Genomic DNA, 18,381 nt, shown 5'->3' with positions numbered 1-18,381 from the left:
GTTAATGAATTATTTATAGGGCAAATTTATACCAGCTCTCCTCCTCAATACGAGGAGAAAAGTCACAAAAAAAGTGTGACGAAAATCACACTTTGAGAATTAATGGCTATGTTATTTGTTACTGGAGTAAAGCCTGCTAAGGGTTTCACGGCTGACTCCAAGATATTCTGCGATATATTTCTTGGGAATCTTTTGCATTAACCTGGGATAAAGATCAGCGAATTCTTTATATCGTTGTTGCGGATTACTGGAAAGTAAGGATATTATTCTTTGCTGAAGGGCGATGAAACCTTTGGTTAATTTTATTCTAAAAAAATGCTCCATTTTATGCAGAACAGCAGAAAGTTCTTCTCTGCCTTCAAGTGTTAAGCACAAAACTTCTCCAGGTTCCATACATACCACATAGAGGTTTGCCTGCTTTTGATTGAAATAGGCAATATAATCAGACATCCACCAATTTTCGGTTGCGAATTGTACGATATGTTCTTTTCCATCTTCATCAAGATAAAAAACCCTGAAAATACCGCTCATAATAATATACTCATACTTGGTATCGTCGCCTTGCTGAATAAGATATTGATTTTTTAATACTCTTCTAATGGTAAAAAACGGTTTTATAGACTCAAACTCTTCATCAGTAATTGGTATAATTTCTTCAATGTGCTTTCTAAGCTTTTCCATAAATGTCTTTTTACAGAATCAAAGATAAAAGATTTATTGTTGGGTAATAATTCAGAATCTCTAAATATTTACAAATTCAGCAATCCTAAATTAAGAAGAACCGCTCCACATTTCCATTATCAAAAAAAACCTCCAAAATCAATTATTTTTGGAGGTTTACAGATTATTTTACACTGTTATTTCTTTAAAGAAAACTCATACTCAATAAGCCTGAATTTTTCCTGATCAAGCGGTTTGTTAAGAAAGCGAAATATGGCAGGATCATTTTCTGCGCGTTTAAAATCATCGGGATGTAATGATGTTGTAATCATTAAAATGATACAGTTACTTTTTATTGTTTCTGAGAGATTAGCATATTCTTCCAGAAATTCATATCCGTTCATGCCCGGCATATTGATATCTAAGAAAATCAACTGCGGAAGCAAATCAGGAGTAGCTTCTAGTGATCTAATATAAACGAGAGCTTCAAGAGCTGATTCCTGTAAAACAATCTCTTCTGCAAAATGATATTTTTCAGCCATTCGTTTTGCAATATAACGATCTGTTGGATTGTCGTCTATTACCAGAATTTTTTTGAAAGATGGTTGTGTAGTTTCTTGATTCATTTAATAATGATTGGTTATTTATTTGGTATTTTAATTAAGAAAGTTGTTCCTATACCTACTTGCGATTGCACTTTTATTTCTCCATTGAGTTTGTTTACTGCTTCTTTTACAATGTACAACCCTAATCCCGAACCAACTGATTCGTGGGATACTCGATAAAACATGTCAAATATTCTTGAATGCATTTCTTCAGAAATACCAATACCATTGTCTTCAATAGTAATTTTTGTTTCAGTTTGGGATGTTTCTATTTCAATACGTACAAAAGGGTTTGAAACCTTCGGATTTTGATAATGAATAGCGTTTGAAATAAGATTTCCAAGAATGGTAATAAGACGATTTCTATCTGAGTAAATAGTAGTTTCACCAGAGATTTCAATGACAAAATCAATTGTTCTGTTATTATTGCCTATAAATTTTAAATTTTCAGTAATATCATTGAGAAGTTTCCTGAAATTAATTTGCTCCATGTTGACTTCCATACGGGAATTTCGTGAGTAATCAAGTATATCACAAATGAAACCGTCCAGCTTTTTGGCGCTTCTATTTAACATTTTAAGATGCTCACGAGTTATCTCCTCAGTAGTATCATCTTTGGCAATTTCTATCAGACCAAGCATTGAATTTAGAGGAGCACGTAAATCATGAGAGGTACTGTAAACAAACCGATCAAGTTCGTAATTTGCCGTTTTTAATTCCTGATTTTCTATTTCCCTTTTATTAAAAATTAAGTCAATATGTGCCTCACTATATTTTTTAAACTGATAAGCCCATAAACCACAAATTGCAAAAATAACACCTGCCAATATCATATGAATGATGAAGGTTTGCAAAGGCATATACTCCAACTGGAAGAAATAAATTTCATCGAAACCATTGTACTGAAAATAGCCAAATAATCCATGATGGATTGCTACAACTAACATAAGCGGTATCTGGAGTTTCCAGTTTTGATATGTAATAAGTATTGCACTGGCTATAAATGCCATAAAATGCATTTCAAACATTCCATGCATTTGGTAAATAAACTGCGCCATATAAATTCCCAGTACAACACTGAGAACATATTGATATAAATTTGATTTAGGTAAAGCTAATTTTGTCGAATAATAGGCTATAAGTAATAACCCGCCAACTCCTATGGCAATTTGCCATGTGTCATAATAAAATGCAAGAAGCAATCCGACAACAAAAAAACTGAAAAGAAAATAATTAATTAAGTGATCGGATTTTTGTTTAATTATAAAAAGAAAATCCTGAATATGCAGGGATTGTTCCAGGTCTTTAATGTCTTGTTTCATTTTAATTATTGCAATTTGGGATCTTACCAAATTATATAAAAAAACGATAACAACAAACATTAATTAAACATATCACACAATTATTCGTAATTTTTCCTGAATTAAACAACAGTTTTAAAAATATTAAGAAGTGTTTAATAAAAACCGCCTGTTTCAGTCATAAGGTTATTGTATTCTTAAAAAATTATCATAAAATTAAAAACGGTAATCCCTTGTTTAATTCTACATTGCTTATTTTTTTTACACAAAAAAACATCTATTACTCTTTTTAAAAGTTGAGTAAACATCTTAAACAAAAACTTCTAGTTTAAGATAGCATTAATCAAAGAATTTTGTTGTTCGTTTGTTAATACATGGGGCACAAACAAATCGTTTTCTGCTGTCCATTTTCTTTCCATTTCGAAGTAATTTGAAGCCGCTGACGTTTGATTTTTAAGATATCCTAATTGTTCTTTCTCAAACAGTTTCCATCGGTCCAAATATAAAGAACCTAAAAGCCCGCCCCATTCTTTAAAAGCATAATCATGTAGATTGGTGTCAGGGTCATAAGGTCCCCAGATTGTAATCTGCTCTTTTGCATTGCGCAATGCTAGTTCTTTATCTTGTGGAGTAGTTCCAAAATCAGTTACTTGTTTTAGCCACGTATGTAGTGAAAAGTGCGGATTACAATTTAATAAGTCATTCTGCTGCACAATCATTTTTTGAAATTGTTTCGAAGTGGTTTCAAAAGCAACAGCGTCTTTTTTATTAATAGCATCAATCATTTCTTTATAGATTATATCTCCTTTATTTGCATTAACCTGTCTTACCAGATCAATTTTATCTACCTGATACGTTTCGCTATTCTCAAATTCTTTTGAAACAGACACAAAAAGTTTAACGGCATCAGCAAATTTTGCGACATCGTAGTTTCTTTTTCTGGTCCCCCATGAAGATATACTTTCTACATTTATACCAGGTCTGGCACAAAAAATAGATTCTGAACCTCCTTCCTGATAAATCTCAGGACTACTGTATATTGTTTCGAGAAATCCCTGCCAGGCTTTAAGAACAGTATCGTTAGACTTTCCATAACGATATTTCACATAATTTTTTATCCATTCTTTGCTATCCACTTTTTCTGTATGCCAGCCTAATTCTAACATAAAATCAATCGGTGCAGAGTTATTGTGAATTCCTTCCGGAATAATTCCGATTCCACTTAAAAAAGGATTGTAAGGTCCCGTTCTCGCACGATAAACTTCATCTGCAAATCTTTGCATTTTTCCGTATAAGCTGACTTTATCTCCAAAATTGCTCACATTACACCATATAAACGGAGTTCCATCATAGGCTTTACGAGCTTCCCAATTGGCAGTATTCTCACCAAACAATTCAATAATTAAAGTTTTTGATTTATCTAAACCGGCTAGTAGTTTCGTTGATGGATTTTCCTGCCATCCTTGAAGGATCCATGTACTGGAAGGAAAAGAGAGCTGCATTTGTTTTTGAATTTCTTTAGCACAAACTGCAAGATCAGCGCCTTTTGAATTTCCGCCTTCGTGAAAAGGATCACCTCCAAAAAAATGAAGATCATTGCCGTATAATTTTTTCATTTCGGAATAGTAAATACCTGAAATTTTCTCAAAATAAGGATCTGTAGGCATTAAAAAATCGGGTCTGGTAAAACCGCCTGCCCATTTTCCCTGATCTATTATATTTACTTTTTCTTTATTTTTTAAAGATGTCGGAACCATTCCATAAAAACCCTGCATTACAGGCTCAATACCGAGTTCCCTCATACGCTTTAAAATCTTTTTTTCTAATGAAGCCTGTTGGTCAATCATATTTTGAGAAACGGGTCCGCCCCAGCCTTCCATATTTCCCATGAGCCACCAAGCGCTAAAAGCGGGACCCGGAATAAAATCAAAAATTTCTTTTTGAGTAAAACCAAGGCGCGCCATTGTATTTTGCCAAACGGCTTCGACACCAACAGGAGCCAACATTAAATTGACACCATTCAATGCCATCCAGTCCAATTCACGTTCCCAGTCTTTCCAGGTATAAAAACTCATCGTATAATTAATTGTACAATAATTGAGGGCATATCTAAAACGATAAGGAGAAACGATCCTGACTTTTTTATCAATTACCGGTGTCTTTTCAAGAGGTTCCATATTATCTCCCATATGAGACATATTGCGATAACAATAGTATTTTAAATACCAGTTTAAAGCAGATGAAGCTGAATTTGCATCAGTGGCTGCAATATATATCTTGTCTTTTTTTGAAGATAATTCAAACACATCCTGGCCATTTTCTTTTGATAGCGGTGAAAAAACCAATTTCCCGGCAAGCCAGGGAACACGTCTTTCTGCTAATTCTTTTACAGCCTCAAATGATTGGGCAGTTGAAGAAAACACACATCCGACAAGAATAAGCAATACTGCTAAATTTTTAACTTTCATATACCCTTGCATTTTTAATTATAAATATAATTTAAAGTACCATGCTAATTAAAAAAAATAACATGGTACTTTACTATTCTTGAAACTACAGTAGAATAAATTGTCTAATAGTTCTGATTTTACGTATAAATTAAATATTTAAAACTTAATACCCAGGATTCTGTACAATTTTACCATTACTTTCGTCTATAGGTTTTCTTGGTAATGGATAAAGAATTTTGTTCTCAGTTGCAAAAGCAGATCCATCATCAATTGCCCTTTGAATATATTTACCCCAGCGAATTAAATCATCTCTGCGTGATCCCTCACACCATAATTCAAACAATCGTTCATCCATAATCTTATTTCTAAAAAGATCTTTTGATAAAGTTAAATCTAAATTTGGAAGCCCTGCTCTTGTTCTGACTCTGTTTATTAAATCGTAAGCTTCTGGTGTAGGTCCGTTTACTTCATTTATAGCTTCTGCTAACGACAGCAAAACATCAGCATAACGCCAAACCACAATATCAGTTCCATGTTCTTCACCGGTAGCATCCGGATCTATTCCGTATTTTTTAGGAATTGCTCCCTCCATTCCTTTTGCACGTGCATCAATTATGGCACCTCCATCAGTAGGATATTTTGCCAGCAATTGTTTCAAACGTTTATCAGCCGGATTAAATTTGTCATACGTTTTCCAAGGCATTTTATATCCTCCCCAAGCCTGAATAGACTGACCAGAAGGATCAACATAATCTCCCGGCATAACGTGTGCTAACCACATATTATAGTTATTAGTATTTCGGGCACAGGAAACGGCAAGAATTATTTCTTTATTCTCCTCATTTTGAATCTTGAAAATATCTTCATATTCCGGAACCAGAGTATATATTCCTTGTGCTTCCAGCGCTTGCAAATCTCTTCCGACAGCAATAGCTTCTGTCCACTTTTTTTCTTTCATATACAGTTTAAGCAATCCCATCATGGCTGCTCCTTTTGTAAAACGACCATAATCTGAGGCAGGATAATTGGACGGTAAATCAATTATTGCCTCTTTGTAATCCTTTTCAATTTGCTTAATCATCCATTCACTTGTCGGTCGGGGTTCCGGCAAAGAATTAGGGTCAAGCGCATATTTAGGATCTACAACAATTGATACCGGTCCATAAAAAGTATATAAAATATAACTCATATGTGCCCTTAAAGCTTTCACTTCTGCCAAATATCTCTTCTTCAGCTCAGCATCCATAGGAACAGCGCTAATATTCTGCAAAAGTATTGTAGCATTGGTAACACGCGGTACTAACCTTGTATAATGATCTGTAAGAACATTAAACTGATCGTCAAAATTAAGCATATTTAATTTTGCCCATCTTCCTGAATCACCCCAGGAACATATTAACTCATCTGTAGTTTGTGAACTTTGAACCACCCAAGAAGCTTGGGCAGCACCGTAACCACCTCCCCATCCTCCTCCAAACATGCCTGTATATAAGTTAGTAAGCGCTGCTTTGGCATCAACTTCGTTTTTAAAGAAAGTTGAAGGAGCTAACTTATCAAATACCTCCGGTTCAAGATCTTTTTCGCAAGAAGTAAATAATATCATTAGGATCAACAGACTAAAAGTTGCTGTTTTATTTTTATATTTTTTCATGTCTTTCTTTGTAGTTTTTGATTAAAAAATAACATTAAGTCCCAGTATAATAGAAGTTTGAGCCGGATAAGCAATAAAGCTCGATAATTCCGGGTCTATTCCTGAGTAAGGTGTCACTGTAAACAAATTTTGTGCATCTATGGATAAGCGTAATGATTCGAATATTTTTTGATTAGGGAACATTTCTTTTGTCATTGTGTAGCCTAAAGTAATGTTGCGACACTTTAAAAAATCTGCTTTTTCTCTAAAAAAATTACCTGTATAACTGCCATACGGATTTATAAGTCCACTAGGATTTTTCCCTGAAGTATTATCAGATGCCCAACGGTCTTTGACCATATCTAAGGCATTCCACCCAAAAGCTCCCATTTTACTTGATAAATCATAAGCCACTGCCATGTCATCATTGTATTTAACTCTGTCAAACATACCGTACATAAATATATTTAAATCAAATCTTTTGTATTTAAATGTATTTCCAAATCCGTAACTGTAACCCGGATCAGCATTTCCTAAATAAACCGCATCTGCCGAACTTAATTGCCCATCAGGCTTACCGGTAAGATTCCCATTAGCGTCATATCCATTTAAATCTTTTACTTTTACCATTCCGGGCTGCAAACCGGGCATTGCAGCGGGTACCGTTTCTCCAATTTGCAAAATACCATCTGTTTGATATCCGTAAATTGCTCTGATTGGATCATTCACTCCAACAAACTTTCGTAATGTTTTTACCACTTCAGGATCCCTTTCTTTCCATGTATCTTTATTATGAGCAATATTAAAATCAGTTATCCAGCTAAAATCATTCGACTTAATGTTTATTGTTTTTAAAGTAAATTCGAAACCACGGCTTTGTGTTTTACCAACATTAGATGCGACACTACTCACGATAGAAAAAGATGGTAAAGGTTTATAACTCAATAAATCAGAGATCGTTTTGTCATATACTTCAAAAGTTCCGGTAATGCGGTCATTAAATAAACCGAAATCTAGCCCAAGATTAATTTCAGCAGCAGTTTCCCAGCTTAATTCGGGATTTGCAATCTGACTTTGATAGACTCCCGTAGTTTGCGTATTTCCGAAAGTATAATTTGCACCGCCACCGGCTGTATAAAATGCAAAAGCATTTGCACCAATATTACTATTACCTGTGGTTCCGTAGCTCGCTCTTAGCTTCAAAAAAGAAATTACCGGCACTTTTTTCATAAATTCTTCATTCGATATTTTCCATCCTGCTGAAACAGATGGAAACCATCCATATTTTTTATTCTCGGCAAAATTTGAAGAACCATCGCGACGAATAGATCCCTGCAAAATATATTTTCCGCGATAATCGTATCCTAATCTGCCAAAATAAGAAGCCCAAACCTGCTCATCTTTTGATGAAGAAACGGATGGTCGCGGTGCTTGACCAACTTGTATACTATTGAATAAAAAACTATCCGTTAAAAACTGACTGTTTCCTGCCGAAAAACCATCTCTTGAGCGCACTTGGTACGAATATCCAACGATACCATTTAAATGATGATTTTCATTCAGCGTTTTTTTATACGCTAAAGTGTATTCTGCTAAACTTGTGTTGGAACTATATTCACTAATACTGGCAACCCCACCATTTCTTAATCCGTATAGAAATAATTTTGATAAATAAACGTTACGTTTTGAGTGGGATTGATCATAACTAAAATTTCCTCTTGCTTTTAAATCTTTTATAATTTCCCATTCTACATAACCACTGGTTAATAACCTGTTTAAAATAGTTTCATCTGTATTTTCTAAAAAAGAAAGCGGATTTGGTGAATTTTTATAATCCGGATTTAATGGATAAGAACCATCGGGAGCTATCAAATCTACAGTTGGAGGATGGTAAAACGCAGATAAAATAATTCCTGCATTTTCGTTTTCTCCTGTACCGATGGAAGCATTATCACTAAACGATTTTGTTTCGACAACATTCACGCTAACTTTTAGTTTGTCGGTAATCATTTGATCTAAATTGATACGTCCGGTGTATCTTTTGTATGAAGAAGTTTTGATAACACCTTCCTGATCAAGAAAATTTCCGGAGACAAAATATTTAGTTTTATCAGTTCCTCCTGAAATTGACAAATCATGTTGTCTGATAAATCCAGATTGGGTAACCGCATCTATAGCGTTTATACCTGTTCCGGCATTGTCAATTTCAGATTGAGAAAATTTTGGAACAAAAGCTGGTACAGATGAAGGATCAGTATTACCGTAAGGGGCAATTTTTTGAGTTAACAGGTATTTTTCTTTAGTTATACGGTTTCTTTCTACCATATAGTCCTGTTTGTTTAAAATATCATAAAAATCCGCTGGCTCCTGATAAGCACCTGTAAAACTGTAATTTACTTTTGGCTCTCCTTTTTTACCTCTCTTAGTTGTAATCAAAATTACTCCGGCACCAGCTCTGGCACCATAAATAGCGGCAGCACTGGCATCTTTTAATACTTCTACAGATTCAACATCATTCGGATTAATGAAGTTTAATGGAGATCGGCTTACTCCTGCTCCAAAAGGACTGCCACTGCCTGGTTCATCGGCTCCACTATCTATGGGCACGCCATCCACCACATACAACACACCATAAGATGCAAAAGAAGCGTTTCCTCTAATTTGTACAGTAGGAGCTGCGCCAGGTTGTCCTGAAGTTTGCGTAACAATCAAACCGGCTGCTCTGCCACCCAAAGCCTGATCGATAGAAGTGTTTGCTCCTTTAGGGATTTCAGTGGTTTTTATGGTAGAAATAGCTCCTGTAACATCTTTTCTTTTGGTTGTACCATATCCAATAACAACTACATCCTCAAGTTTTTGCCCTTCGCTCTTCAAAATGATTGTCATCGGACTATTTGTTACAGGCACTTCCAGCGTTTCCATACCTATAAAAGAGATTATTAAGCTGTTTATAGTGTCTGGCAATTCAATACTAAAACTGCCATCTATATCTGTTTTTGCAACAATAGATGTTCCTTTTCCCTTAACATTTGCGCCTGAAAGTGGTTGTCCTTTGTCATCATAAACTTTACCATTTATCTGTCTTTTTATAAGGCTAAGTTCGGTGGTGCTTTTTGGTATTTCCGGCCTGGAAATAAGCGAGATTGTTTTGCCCTGGATAACCCAGGTTATGGATGTATTCTTAAATATTTCGGCCAAAACTTTTTCAACTGATGCATCAACTAAATTAATTGTGACTGGTGGAGTATCTTTTAAAAGATTTACATCATAAAAAAAGACATAATCTGTTTGTTTTTTAACGTCGGATAAAACTTTTTTTAGCGGGACTTTCTTACCACTAACAGCAATTGTTTGCGATGACACACCCGCTGAAACCTGGAATGTTAGCACTACAAAAAGTATGGTTGAGAGTTTCATAACTTTCCATGTTTGTGAATTAAGCCAATTTTTTTTTGGCTTGCATTTTGGTAATAATTTCATAGTTTAAATGGTTTTGGTTGATAATTAATTCTCCTTGCCTGGTTATTTCTTTACTTGTTTAAAATTTGACACAGCTTCCAACAAATGCCAAATTTTCTGAGAAACAAATAAAACTGCGAACGATTCATTTACTATCGCTTACTTGCTCTTTATTTCATTCTTTTTCATAATATTCTTATATTAATTTAATTACACAATACTTATTTATTTGATTACTAAACAACTAGTAGTTTAATTTACCAGAAAATCAATTTGATCGATAAATGAAAAGTACCACCAAAAAGTGATGGCACTTTTCAAGTTAAACAAACTAAAACAAACCAATTTACTCTTAACCAATTTTAAAAAGAGCAAATAATCTAATATTTTACTTTCCAATTACATTTGGACAATTTCTAACTTTCTATAACTATCACATAAAGCTGTTTTCTTATAAATACAGGTAAATACTATATTTATACACGAATAAATTAAGCAAGCAATTATGGGGTTATTGCTATTTTGCTAATATTTCTCTACTTTTGTTTGTAATGGTTTTTATCTGACGATATATTCTCCTTGCCTGGTTAATTTATTTGTCTATCTCAGCCAGAGTTTCCCTAATAAGAAACATTTACCAGCAATGCTTCCAACATCTGCTGGTTTTTTTATTTCCAGCAAAATTAGTGTAGCTTAATTTAGACATTTTTAAATTCCGGATTATATATTGAAATTAGGGCATTACACGTAAAACCTTCCCTTCAAGTTTAAAGTGAACCTTATTCTTTTCCAATATTTTTAGAACTTGAGAAAGATTTAAGCTTCTTTCGATTTCTCCTTCAAATTTTCTGTTGTCAACTCCTTTCTCCAATACAACGTCAACATCGTACCATCGGCTTAATTGATCCAGTACTACTTTCAGACTTGCATTTTCAAAGTAAAAGACTCCATTTTTCCAGCCCATTACTTCATCCAGATTCACATTATTTTTAACAATAATGGCTCCTGATTTTTTGCTTTGAGCCTGCTGTCCGGGTTTCAACAAAACAGCCTGATTTTTTTGATTAATTAAAATACTTCCTTCAAGAAGACTAGTTTTTATGTTATCTTCATCTCCGTAAGCGTTCACATTAAAATGCGTACCTAATACGTTAATTTTAATATCGTTTACAAATACCCTAAAAGGTTTTTTCTTGTCTTTTGCAACTTCAAAATAAGCTTCTCCCGTAAGTTTCACATCTCTGGTATTTGATGAAAAAACTGTTGGAAAAGTAATCGAAGAAAAAGCATTTAACCACACTTTTGTTCCATCGGCTAATTGCAGGCTATATTGTCTGCTTTTTGGAGTCGTCATCGTATTATAAACGGTTGCTGCATTTTTTCCTGCATTATATACAAGACCTCCGTTTGTTTTTGAAACCATTGTATTATTTTGATTGCTCAGTTGTCCATTTTTAGAATTATCAAGAACTATTTTCTTTCCGTCCGAAAGTGTTAAGATTGCACCTGTTCTCCCCGGTTCAGCATCGTCAATTACCTGAGGGATTTCAACTACCTGAACAGGAGGGCTTTTTCTAAATAAGATCAAACTACCTATACCAATACATAACAATAAGCTTGCTGCAACAGCAATTCTTCTCCATTGTAATTTTATGACTTTAATTTTATCTTTTGCCTCCAAAGCCTGATGAATACTCTTCCATCCTGCTTCTTTGTCAAATTTATAAATCTTTCCCAGTTCAGCAGTAACCCATTCCTTATTCTGAAAATTCTCAACTATTTTTTTATTCGTTTCAGAAGTGCTTATCCATTTTTCCAAATTAAGCTTTTCCTCTTCTTCTATAGTTCCATTCAGCAATTTTATAATGAGATCATCTATTTCTGCATCTGAATATGACATACATTTCTAGTTTTGTATTGATATACAGCTAACACGTAGGAATTATATTTTTAACCATATAAAAAGAGAAAAACTCTCAATTTTAACATTTAAAGCTGAAAATATAAGAAAAAACCCAAATATCCTTTAAGTTGGATGTCATAGAATTAAACAAATCAGGTCTGATAATAGACTAAGAATTGAATTATTATTTAAAGAAGATAATATTATAAACCGGATTCGTTTTTAAAAAAGGCTGATAACATTAATTCAATAAATAAAAGTGAAACAAATACATCTTTCTGGCTTACGGCAGATCGAATTATTTGTAAAGCTTTTGCTTTTTGATTTAAAACAGTTTGTGGGCTAAGACCCATTTCCTCTGCAATGGCCGCGGTACTTTTTCCTTCGATAAATATAGCTTTAAAAACTTGCTTACATTGCTTTGGCAAACTTTCTATTTCCGCATAAATGGCCTGCAAAACTTTAGCTGTAAGTAGTTCTTGTTCTATTAAATTTTCGTCAAAATCTGCTATAAAAGAAATTTGATTATTAGATGATTTTTGTTGTTGTTTCTCTTTTCTTAAAAAGTCGATACAAGCATTTTTAGAAGCGGTAAAGAGAAAAGATTTTATTTCCTGCAGACTGTCAAAGTCATTTTTCTTACGAAGCAATTTTAAGAATATTTCAGTAGAAATATCTTCAGCTTCCTGCATATGCCGAACAATTTTTTGATTAAAATAACACAGAGGACGATAATGGGTATCATACAATTCCCGAATGGCAATTTCATCACCATTTCTAAATCCTTCAATGAAAGCTATGTCATTCCTTGCACTCAATTTTATGTGTTTTATACTGTTAACATGAAGTTGAAAACCAAAAGTAAACAAATTTCAATAAGATGAAAATGTGTTAATAAAATCGATTCTTAAAGTCATTTTGACATTTAGAATAGGGTAAATAAACAAAAGACAGCCCTTTATAAGCTGTCTCTTGTTTGTTTTTAAAATTATTACTCTTTAAAATAATTTGCTCCCCAAATAACATATCGTTTTTTCATCGTTTCAATTTTTGTTTGAAATTCAGTCCAGTTTTTATTTTCTTTTGGCGACCACAAAACTTCACTCAAAGCACTCAAACGAGGAAATATCATATACTCTACTTTAGCAGGATTTGCCATATATTCTGTCCATACATTCCCTTGTGCTCCTAAAACAAATTTTGCCTGTTGTTCGTTTAATTCTTTCGGAATTGGCTCATAGGCGTAAACTGTTTCTATTGGCAAATAGCCTCCAATGGTAACTTCTTTTTCATTTTTGGTTTGAGAATGATCTAAATAAACATGACTTCCCGGTGTCATAATAACCTGATGGTTTTCTTTTGCAGCTGCAATTCCGCCTTCCTCGCCTCTCCAGCTCATTACTATAGCATTTGGAGCAAGACCACCTTCTAATATTTCATCCCAGCCAATTAGCGTTCTTCCTTTTCCATTGATGTATTTTTCCATACGCTGAATAAAATAACTCTGAAGACCGTGCTCATCTTTTAACCCTTTTTCTTTTATCAACTGCTGACAAAATTCGCTTCTTTTCCAGGCATCTTTAGGCGCTTCATCACCTCCAATATGAATGTATTTAGAAGGAAATAAGACAATAACTTCGTCGATAACATCCTGCAAAAACTTAAAGGTATATTCACTTGGCACATAAACATCAGAATGAACTCCCCAAGTTTCCTGAACAATTTTATTTCTTCCGTTTGCCATTTCCTGTTTGCTTTTAGCTGAAATCATATTATCAGGAAGTTGTGTTTTCTCATTCGGAAAACAGCTCAACTCCGGATACGCAGCAATAGCAGCACTACCATGTCCCGGCATTTCGATTTCCGGAATTACCGTAATAAAGCGGTCCGAAGCATATTTAACGATATCTTTTACTTCTTCCTGCGTATAAAAACCGCCCTCTGGTGTATTATCACTTCCTTTACCAGGATAGCTTCCTATAATACTTCCGTTTCTCTTCGATCCAATTTCAGTAAGTTTAGGATATTTTTTGATTTCGATTCTCCATCCCTGATCTTCCGTTAGATGCCAATGAAAATAATTCATTTTATGCAACGCCAGATAATCAATATATTTTTTTACAAAGGCAACCGGAAAATAATGACGCCCCACATCCAACATTGCTCCCCTGTATTCAAAACGAGGTTCGTCTTTGACTTCTACTGCAGCAATGGCAAGACTTTTACTTTTTTCAACAGGTAATAATTGAATAAGAGTTTGCATACCGTAGAAAGTTCCTATGGCAGCATTCCCGTTAATTTCAACACCATTTTTATCTGATTTAAAAGTATAGCCTTCACTTTTAAGTCCTACAATGTTTTTCTGACTTGTTAATTTGATATAATTTTTATTTGCTTTTTTTGCAATAGGTAATACAAAACCGTAATAATTAGATAAATAACCGTTCAAAAAAGCAGCGGTAGCATTATCTTCTTTATTGGTAACAACCAAACTTGTTTGTGCCGTAATCACAAAATTTCCGGCATTCCTCACCACTTTTACAGGCTGTGGAATGATATTTACTTCTTGTGCAAACGATAATGTCGTGCATAAAAGAAGCGAAAAGAAAAATGACTTAACCATGTTTATTATTTAATTAAATTAATACTAAAACTAAAAAACCGTCGTGTGTACGATAACACCTTAAATACAATTTACAATAAATTTACCTAATAAATTGAAACATAGATTTTTGACTAAAAATAAAACGAAATCCATTTCTTGTTTAAAATTAGCTTTGCTTATTTCAAACAAGTGAAATGCCTTTTTTGAAAGTTTAAAAACCTATGTTTCTATGTGACCCAATTAATTTCACCCAATGGGTTATATTAATCTATTTTGTATAGGCTATCGCAGTTTGTTTACTAGAACCCAAACCTTCAATCCCTAATTCTACAACATCACCTGCTTTAAGATAAATTGGCTCTGGCTTAATTCCCAAACCAACTCCCGGAGGTGTTCCTGTACTGATGATATCGCCTGGAAGCAACGTCATAAACTGACTTAAATAATGTACCAAAAATGGAATTTTGAAAACCAAATTTAAGGTGTTACTGTTCTGATATTTTTTACCGTTTACAGTCAGCCACATTGATAAATTGTCAACATCTTTTACTTCGTCTTTTGTTGCCAAAAAGGGTCCAAGAGGTGCGAATGTATCACTTCCTTTTCCTTTTGCCCATTGTCCGCCTCGCTCGATTTGAAACGCTCTTTCGCTGTAATCGTTCAATAAAGCATAACCTGCAACGTAATCCAACGCTTCTGCTTCTTCTACATAACTTGCTTTTTTGCCCACAACAAATGCCAGTTCCACTTCCCAGTCTGTTTTTTCGCTGTTTTTTGGAATGATCAGATTGTCATTTGGTCCGCATAAAGAAGTTGTTGATTTAAAAAAGATAATTGGTTCTGTTGGAATTGGCGCACCCGTTTCTTTACAATGATCCACATAATTCAAACCAATACAGATTATTTTTGAAGGTCTCGCCACTGGCGAACCTAAACGTACACTTGCATCCACTTCTGGTAAAGTTGGATTACTCTCTAATGCTTTCTGTAATTTCTCCAGGCCATTTTCTTCAAAAAAACTTTCGTTAAAGTCTGTTACAATTGACGAAACATCATATCTTTTTTCACCAATTAAAACTCCTGGTTTTTCTTTTCCTATTTCTCCAAAACGTATTAATTTCATTTTTTTTCTTTTTAAGGTACTGAGGTGCTAAGGTTCTGAGGTGCTAAGGTTTTTTTCTCAGCATCTTGGTAACCTTAGTACCTCTTTTAAATTATTTATTTTTCTTTTTTAAGGTTCTAAGGAAGTAAGGTTCTGAGGTTCTAAGTCAAAAAAAACCTTAGAATCTTAGTCCCTCAGAACCTTAGCCCCTTTTCTCAGTTATTTAACTTAATAAATCCTCCGTCGATTGGGTAATCACTACCTGTGATAAATCCTGCTTCGTCGCTGCATAGGTATAACGCTAATGCCGCGATTTCGTCTGGTTTTCCCATTCTTCCTATTGGTTGTGACTGAGATAATTTTTCGAACATTTCTTCTTCTTTACCAGCGTAATTTTTCGAAATAAAACCATCTACAAAAGGCGTATGAACCCTTGCAGGCGAAATAGAATTACAACGAATATTTTCTTTGATATAATCTTTTGCTACAGATAGAGTCATTGCCATGACAGCTCCTTTCGCAGTTGAGTAAGCAAATCGATCCGGAATACCAACCCAGGCTGCAATTGAAGCCATGTTGATAATGACACCTCCATTTGAAAGTCTTAATTGCGGAATTGCAGCAAACAAACAGTTGTAAACTCCTTTTACATTGACATCCATAACACGATCAAAAACTGCTGCCGGAGTAGTATCTACTTTACCAACATGCGCGATTCCGGCATTATTGATCAAAATATTGATATTCCCAATTTTTTCAAATGTTGCTAAAACTTCTTCCTGGTTCGCAACATTACAGGCATGCGAAAATACTTTTCCACCAATTGCCTGTATTTCTTCAACAGCCGTTTTAGCACTTTCTTCTGTTAATTCAATAATATGAACTTCAGCTCCTTGTTTTGCAAATAAAACCGAAATGGCTTTCCCAATTCCGCTACCGCCACCGGTAACAACCGCTTTTTTATTTTGTAATGAAAACATGTGTTTTTATTTTAAATTTTAAAATTATAGAGAAACTCCTCGTTTCCACGGAATAAAATCATCCTGGTTTAATAAAACGGCCTTTGGAATAATTTCACCACTTGCTGCCTTAATACAATATTCCAAAATATCTTCACCCATTTCTTCAATAGACTTTTCTCCACTAATAATCGGACCACAATCGATATCAATAATATCGCTCATTTTTTGCGCCAAAATAGAATTTGTAGCCACTTTAATAACCGGACAAACCGGATTACCTGTTGGAGTTCCTAATCCTGTTGTAAACAATATTAAGGTTGCTCCGGACGCCGCTTTACCAGTTGTAGCTTCAACATCATTACCTGGTGTACAAACCAAACTTAAACCTGCTTTGATCGCTGGTTCAGTATAATCTAATACATCAACGACAGGTGCTGTTCCTCCTTTTTTAGCTGCTCCGGCACTTTTAATCGCATCGGTTATTAGACCGTCTTTGATATTTCCCGGAGATGGATTCATATGAAATCCTGAGCCTACTTTATGTGCCAAGGCATCGTAAGACTGCATTAAATCAATGAATTTTTTAGCCACTGGTTCTGATATGCAACGATCAATTAAGTTCTGTTCTACTCCACATAATTCAGGAAATTCAGCCAATAGTACTTTACCACCCAAAGCTACTAATAAATCGGAAGTATAACCCACAGCAGGATTAGCAGAAACGCCGCTAAAACCATCACTTCCTCCGCATTTAACCCCTAAACATAATTCGCTTAATGGTGCGGGAACTCTTTCTTGTTTATTGATTTCAATTAACCCTTCAAAGGTCTTTTTAATGGCATCAGCAATCAATTGTTCTTCACTTTTGGATTGTTGCTGCTCAAAAATAAAGATTGGTTTATCAAAAGAAGGATTTTGCTTTTTCACATCATTTGTAAAATCTTGTACTTGCAAATGCTGGCATCCTAAACTCAATACTGTTATTCCTGCTACATTGGGATGATTGGCGTACGAAGCCAGTAAAGCACTCAATGTCGAAGCATCCTGACGCGTACCTCCGCAGCCACCCTGATGATTTAAAAATTTAATTCCGTCTACGTTTTTGAAAACCTTATGCTCATTATGATCCGGAGCTAGTTGCACATCAATTGCATCCAGACTTTCTCCCTTTTTATAAGCCTCAAGTAAATGGTGCGTATATTGCGTGTACTTATCACTTACTGAATAGCCTAACTCATTATGTAAAGCTTCGCGAATTACATCTAAATTTCTGTTTTCACAAAATACTGTTGGAACAAATAACCAATAATTCGCAGTTCCAAAACGGCCGTCATTTCTTTTATATCCATTAAAAGTTCTGTCTTTATACTTGGAAACATCTGGTGCCTGCCATTCAAAATCAACATCACGATATTGATACGGTTCTGCTGCATGTTTAAGATTTTCTGTGGTCATTAAGCTGCCTTTTGCAACATCATTTTGCACTTTTCCAACCAAAACACCATACATAATGATCTCAGCTCCTGCTTTCAAATCAGTGGTATAAAATTTATGTTTTGCCTTAATTGTGTCCTGCAAATTGTACGTTTCATTCTCAAAAGCAACACTTTCTCCTTTTCCCAGATCAGTTAAAGCCACCAACACATTATCTTGTGGGTGCATTTTTACTACTAATCTTTTAACTCCGTTTTCTAACATATTATA

General features: G+C 34.5%; 12 protein-coding genes. All 12 read right to left on the bottom strand.

Annotation, left to right across the window (positions count from 1 at the left end):
• Positions 1-111 precede the first annotated feature (111 nt).
• Complete coding sequence (locus BUA98_RS15460) at positions 112-681, bottom strand: Crp/Fnr family transcriptional regulator (protein WP_072973970.1); 570 nt, start codon at positions 679-681, stop codon at positions 112-114.
• Between the two features lie 176 nt (positions 682-857).
• Positions 858-1,286 (bottom strand): response regulator, encoded by a 429-nt coding sequence (locus BUA98_RS15455; protein ID WP_072973969.1) that lies wholly within the window; start codon positions 1,284-1,286, stop codon positions 858-860.
• Between the two features lie 14 nt (positions 1,287-1,300).
• Positions 1,301-2,587, bottom strand: a complete 1,287-nt coding sequence (locus BUA98_RS15450) for a sensor histidine kinase (RefSeq protein ID WP_244279212.1) — start codon at positions 2,585-2,587, stop codon at positions 1,301-1,303.
• 302 nt (positions 2,588-2,889) lie between these two features.
• Positions 2,890-5,034 (bottom strand): alpha-N-acetylglucosaminidase, encoded by a 2,145-nt coding sequence (locus BUA98_RS15445; protein WP_072973967.1) that lies wholly within the window; start codon positions 5,032-5,034, stop codon positions 2,890-2,892.
• A gap of 145 nt (positions 5,035-5,179) precedes the next feature.
• Complete coding sequence (locus BUA98_RS15440) at positions 5,180-6,667, bottom strand: RagB/SusD family nutrient uptake outer membrane protein (protein WP_072973966.1); 1,488 nt, start codon at positions 6,665-6,667, stop codon at positions 5,180-5,182.
• Between the two features lie 21 nt (positions 6,668-6,688).
• On the bottom strand, positions 6,689-10,063 hold the full coding sequence (locus BUA98_RS15435) for a TonB-dependent receptor (protein ID WP_159433474.1): 3,375 nt from the start codon (positions 10,061-10,063) through the stop codon (positions 6,689-6,691).
• A gap of 775 nt (positions 10,064-10,838) precedes the next feature.
• The gene (locus BUA98_RS15430) at positions 10,839-12,005 is read right to left on the bottom strand and encodes a FecR family protein (protein WP_072973964.1); all 1,167 of its coding nucleotides are present in this window, start codon (positions 12,003-12,005) and stop codon (positions 10,839-10,841) included.
• Between the two features lie 206 nt (positions 12,006-12,211).
• Entirely contained in the window at positions 12,212-12,877 is a 666-nt protein-coding gene (locus tag BUA98_RS15425) for an RNA polymerase sigma factor (protein WP_072973963.1), read from the bottom strand.
• A 122-nt stretch (positions 12,878-12,999) separates the two neighbouring features.
• On the bottom strand, positions 13,000-14,631 hold the full coding sequence (locus tag BUA98_RS15420) for a beta-N-acetylhexosaminidase (RefSeq protein WP_072973962.1): 1,632 nt from the start codon (positions 14,629-14,631) through the stop codon (positions 13,000-13,002).
• Positions 14,632-14,881: 250 nt separating this feature from the next.
• On the bottom strand, positions 14,882-15,736 hold the full coding sequence (locus BUA98_RS15415; RefSeq protein ID WP_072973961.1) for a fumarylacetoacetate hydrolase family protein: 855 nt from the start codon (positions 15,734-15,736) through the stop codon (positions 14,882-14,884).
• A gap of 194 nt (positions 15,737-15,930) precedes the next feature.
• A complete protein-coding gene (locus BUA98_RS15410) occupies positions 15,931-16,695 on the bottom strand; it encodes an SDR family NAD(P)-dependent oxidoreductase (RefSeq protein WP_072973960.1) in 765 nt (254 codons plus the stop codon).
• A gap of 24 nt (positions 16,696-16,719) precedes the next feature.
• Entirely contained in the window at positions 16,720-18,339 is a 1,620-nt protein-coding gene (locus BUA98_RS15405) for a UxaA family hydrolase (RefSeq protein WP_244279211.1), read from the bottom strand.
• Positions 18,340-18,381: the final 42 nt, after the last annotated feature.

The organism is Flavobacterium saccharophilum, assembly GCF_900142735.1.
In the GTDB taxonomy this organism is placed as follows: domain Bacteria; phylum Bacteroidota; class Bacteroidia; order Flavobacteriales; family Flavobacteriaceae; genus Flavobacterium; species Flavobacterium saccharophilum.
Note: the sequence above shows the minus strand (reverse complement) of the source record. Positions and strands in the feature narration are given on the sequence as shown.

What these genes read in the sequence shown, in the direction of transcription:
- BUA98_RS15460 (WP_072973970.1), bottom strand. Translation starts at nt 681, where the DNA reads ATGGAAAAGCTTAGAAAGCACATTGAAGAAATTATACCAATTACTGAT.
- BUA98_RS15455 (WP_072973969.1), bottom strand. Translation starts at nt 1,286, where the DNA reads ATGAATCAAGAAACTACACAACCATCTTTCAAAAAAATTCTGGTAATA.
- BUA98_RS15450 (WP_244279212.1), bottom strand. Translation starts at nt 2,587, where the DNA reads ATGAAACAAGACATTAAAGACCTGGAACAATCCCTGCATATTCAGGAT.
- BUA98_RS15445 (WP_072973967.1), bottom strand. Translation starts at nt 5,034, where the DNA reads ATGAAAGTTAAAAATTTAGCAGTATTGCTTATTCTTGTCGGATGTGTG.
- BUA98_RS15440 (WP_072973966.1), bottom strand. Translation starts at nt 6,667, where the DNA reads ATGAAAAAATATAAAAATAAAACAGCAACTTTTAGTCTGTTGATCCTA.
- BUA98_RS15435 (WP_159433474.1), bottom strand. Translation starts at nt 10,063, where the DNA reads ATGAAACTCTCAACCATACTTTTTGTAGTGCTAACATTCCAGGTTTCA.
- BUA98_RS15430 (WP_072973964.1), bottom strand. Translation starts at nt 12,005, where the DNA reads ATGTCATATTCAGATGCAGAAATAGATGATCTCATTATAAAATTGCTG.
- BUA98_RS15420 (WP_072973962.1), bottom strand. Translation starts at nt 14,631, where the DNA reads ATGGTTAAGTCATTTTTCTTTTCGCTTCTTTTATGCACGACATTATCG.
- BUA98_RS15415 (WP_072973961.1), bottom strand. Translation starts at nt 15,736, where the DNA reads ATGAAATTAATACGTTTTGGAGAAATAGGAAAAGAAAAACCAGGAGTT.
- BUA98_RS15410 (WP_072973960.1), bottom strand. Translation starts at nt 16,695, where the DNA reads ATGTTTTCATTACAAAATAAAAAAGCGGTTGTTACCGGTGGCGGTAGC.
- BUA98_RS15405 (WP_244279211.1), bottom strand. Translation starts at nt 18,339, where the DNA reads ATGCACCCACAAGATAATGTGTTGGTGGCTTTAACTGATCTGGGAAAA.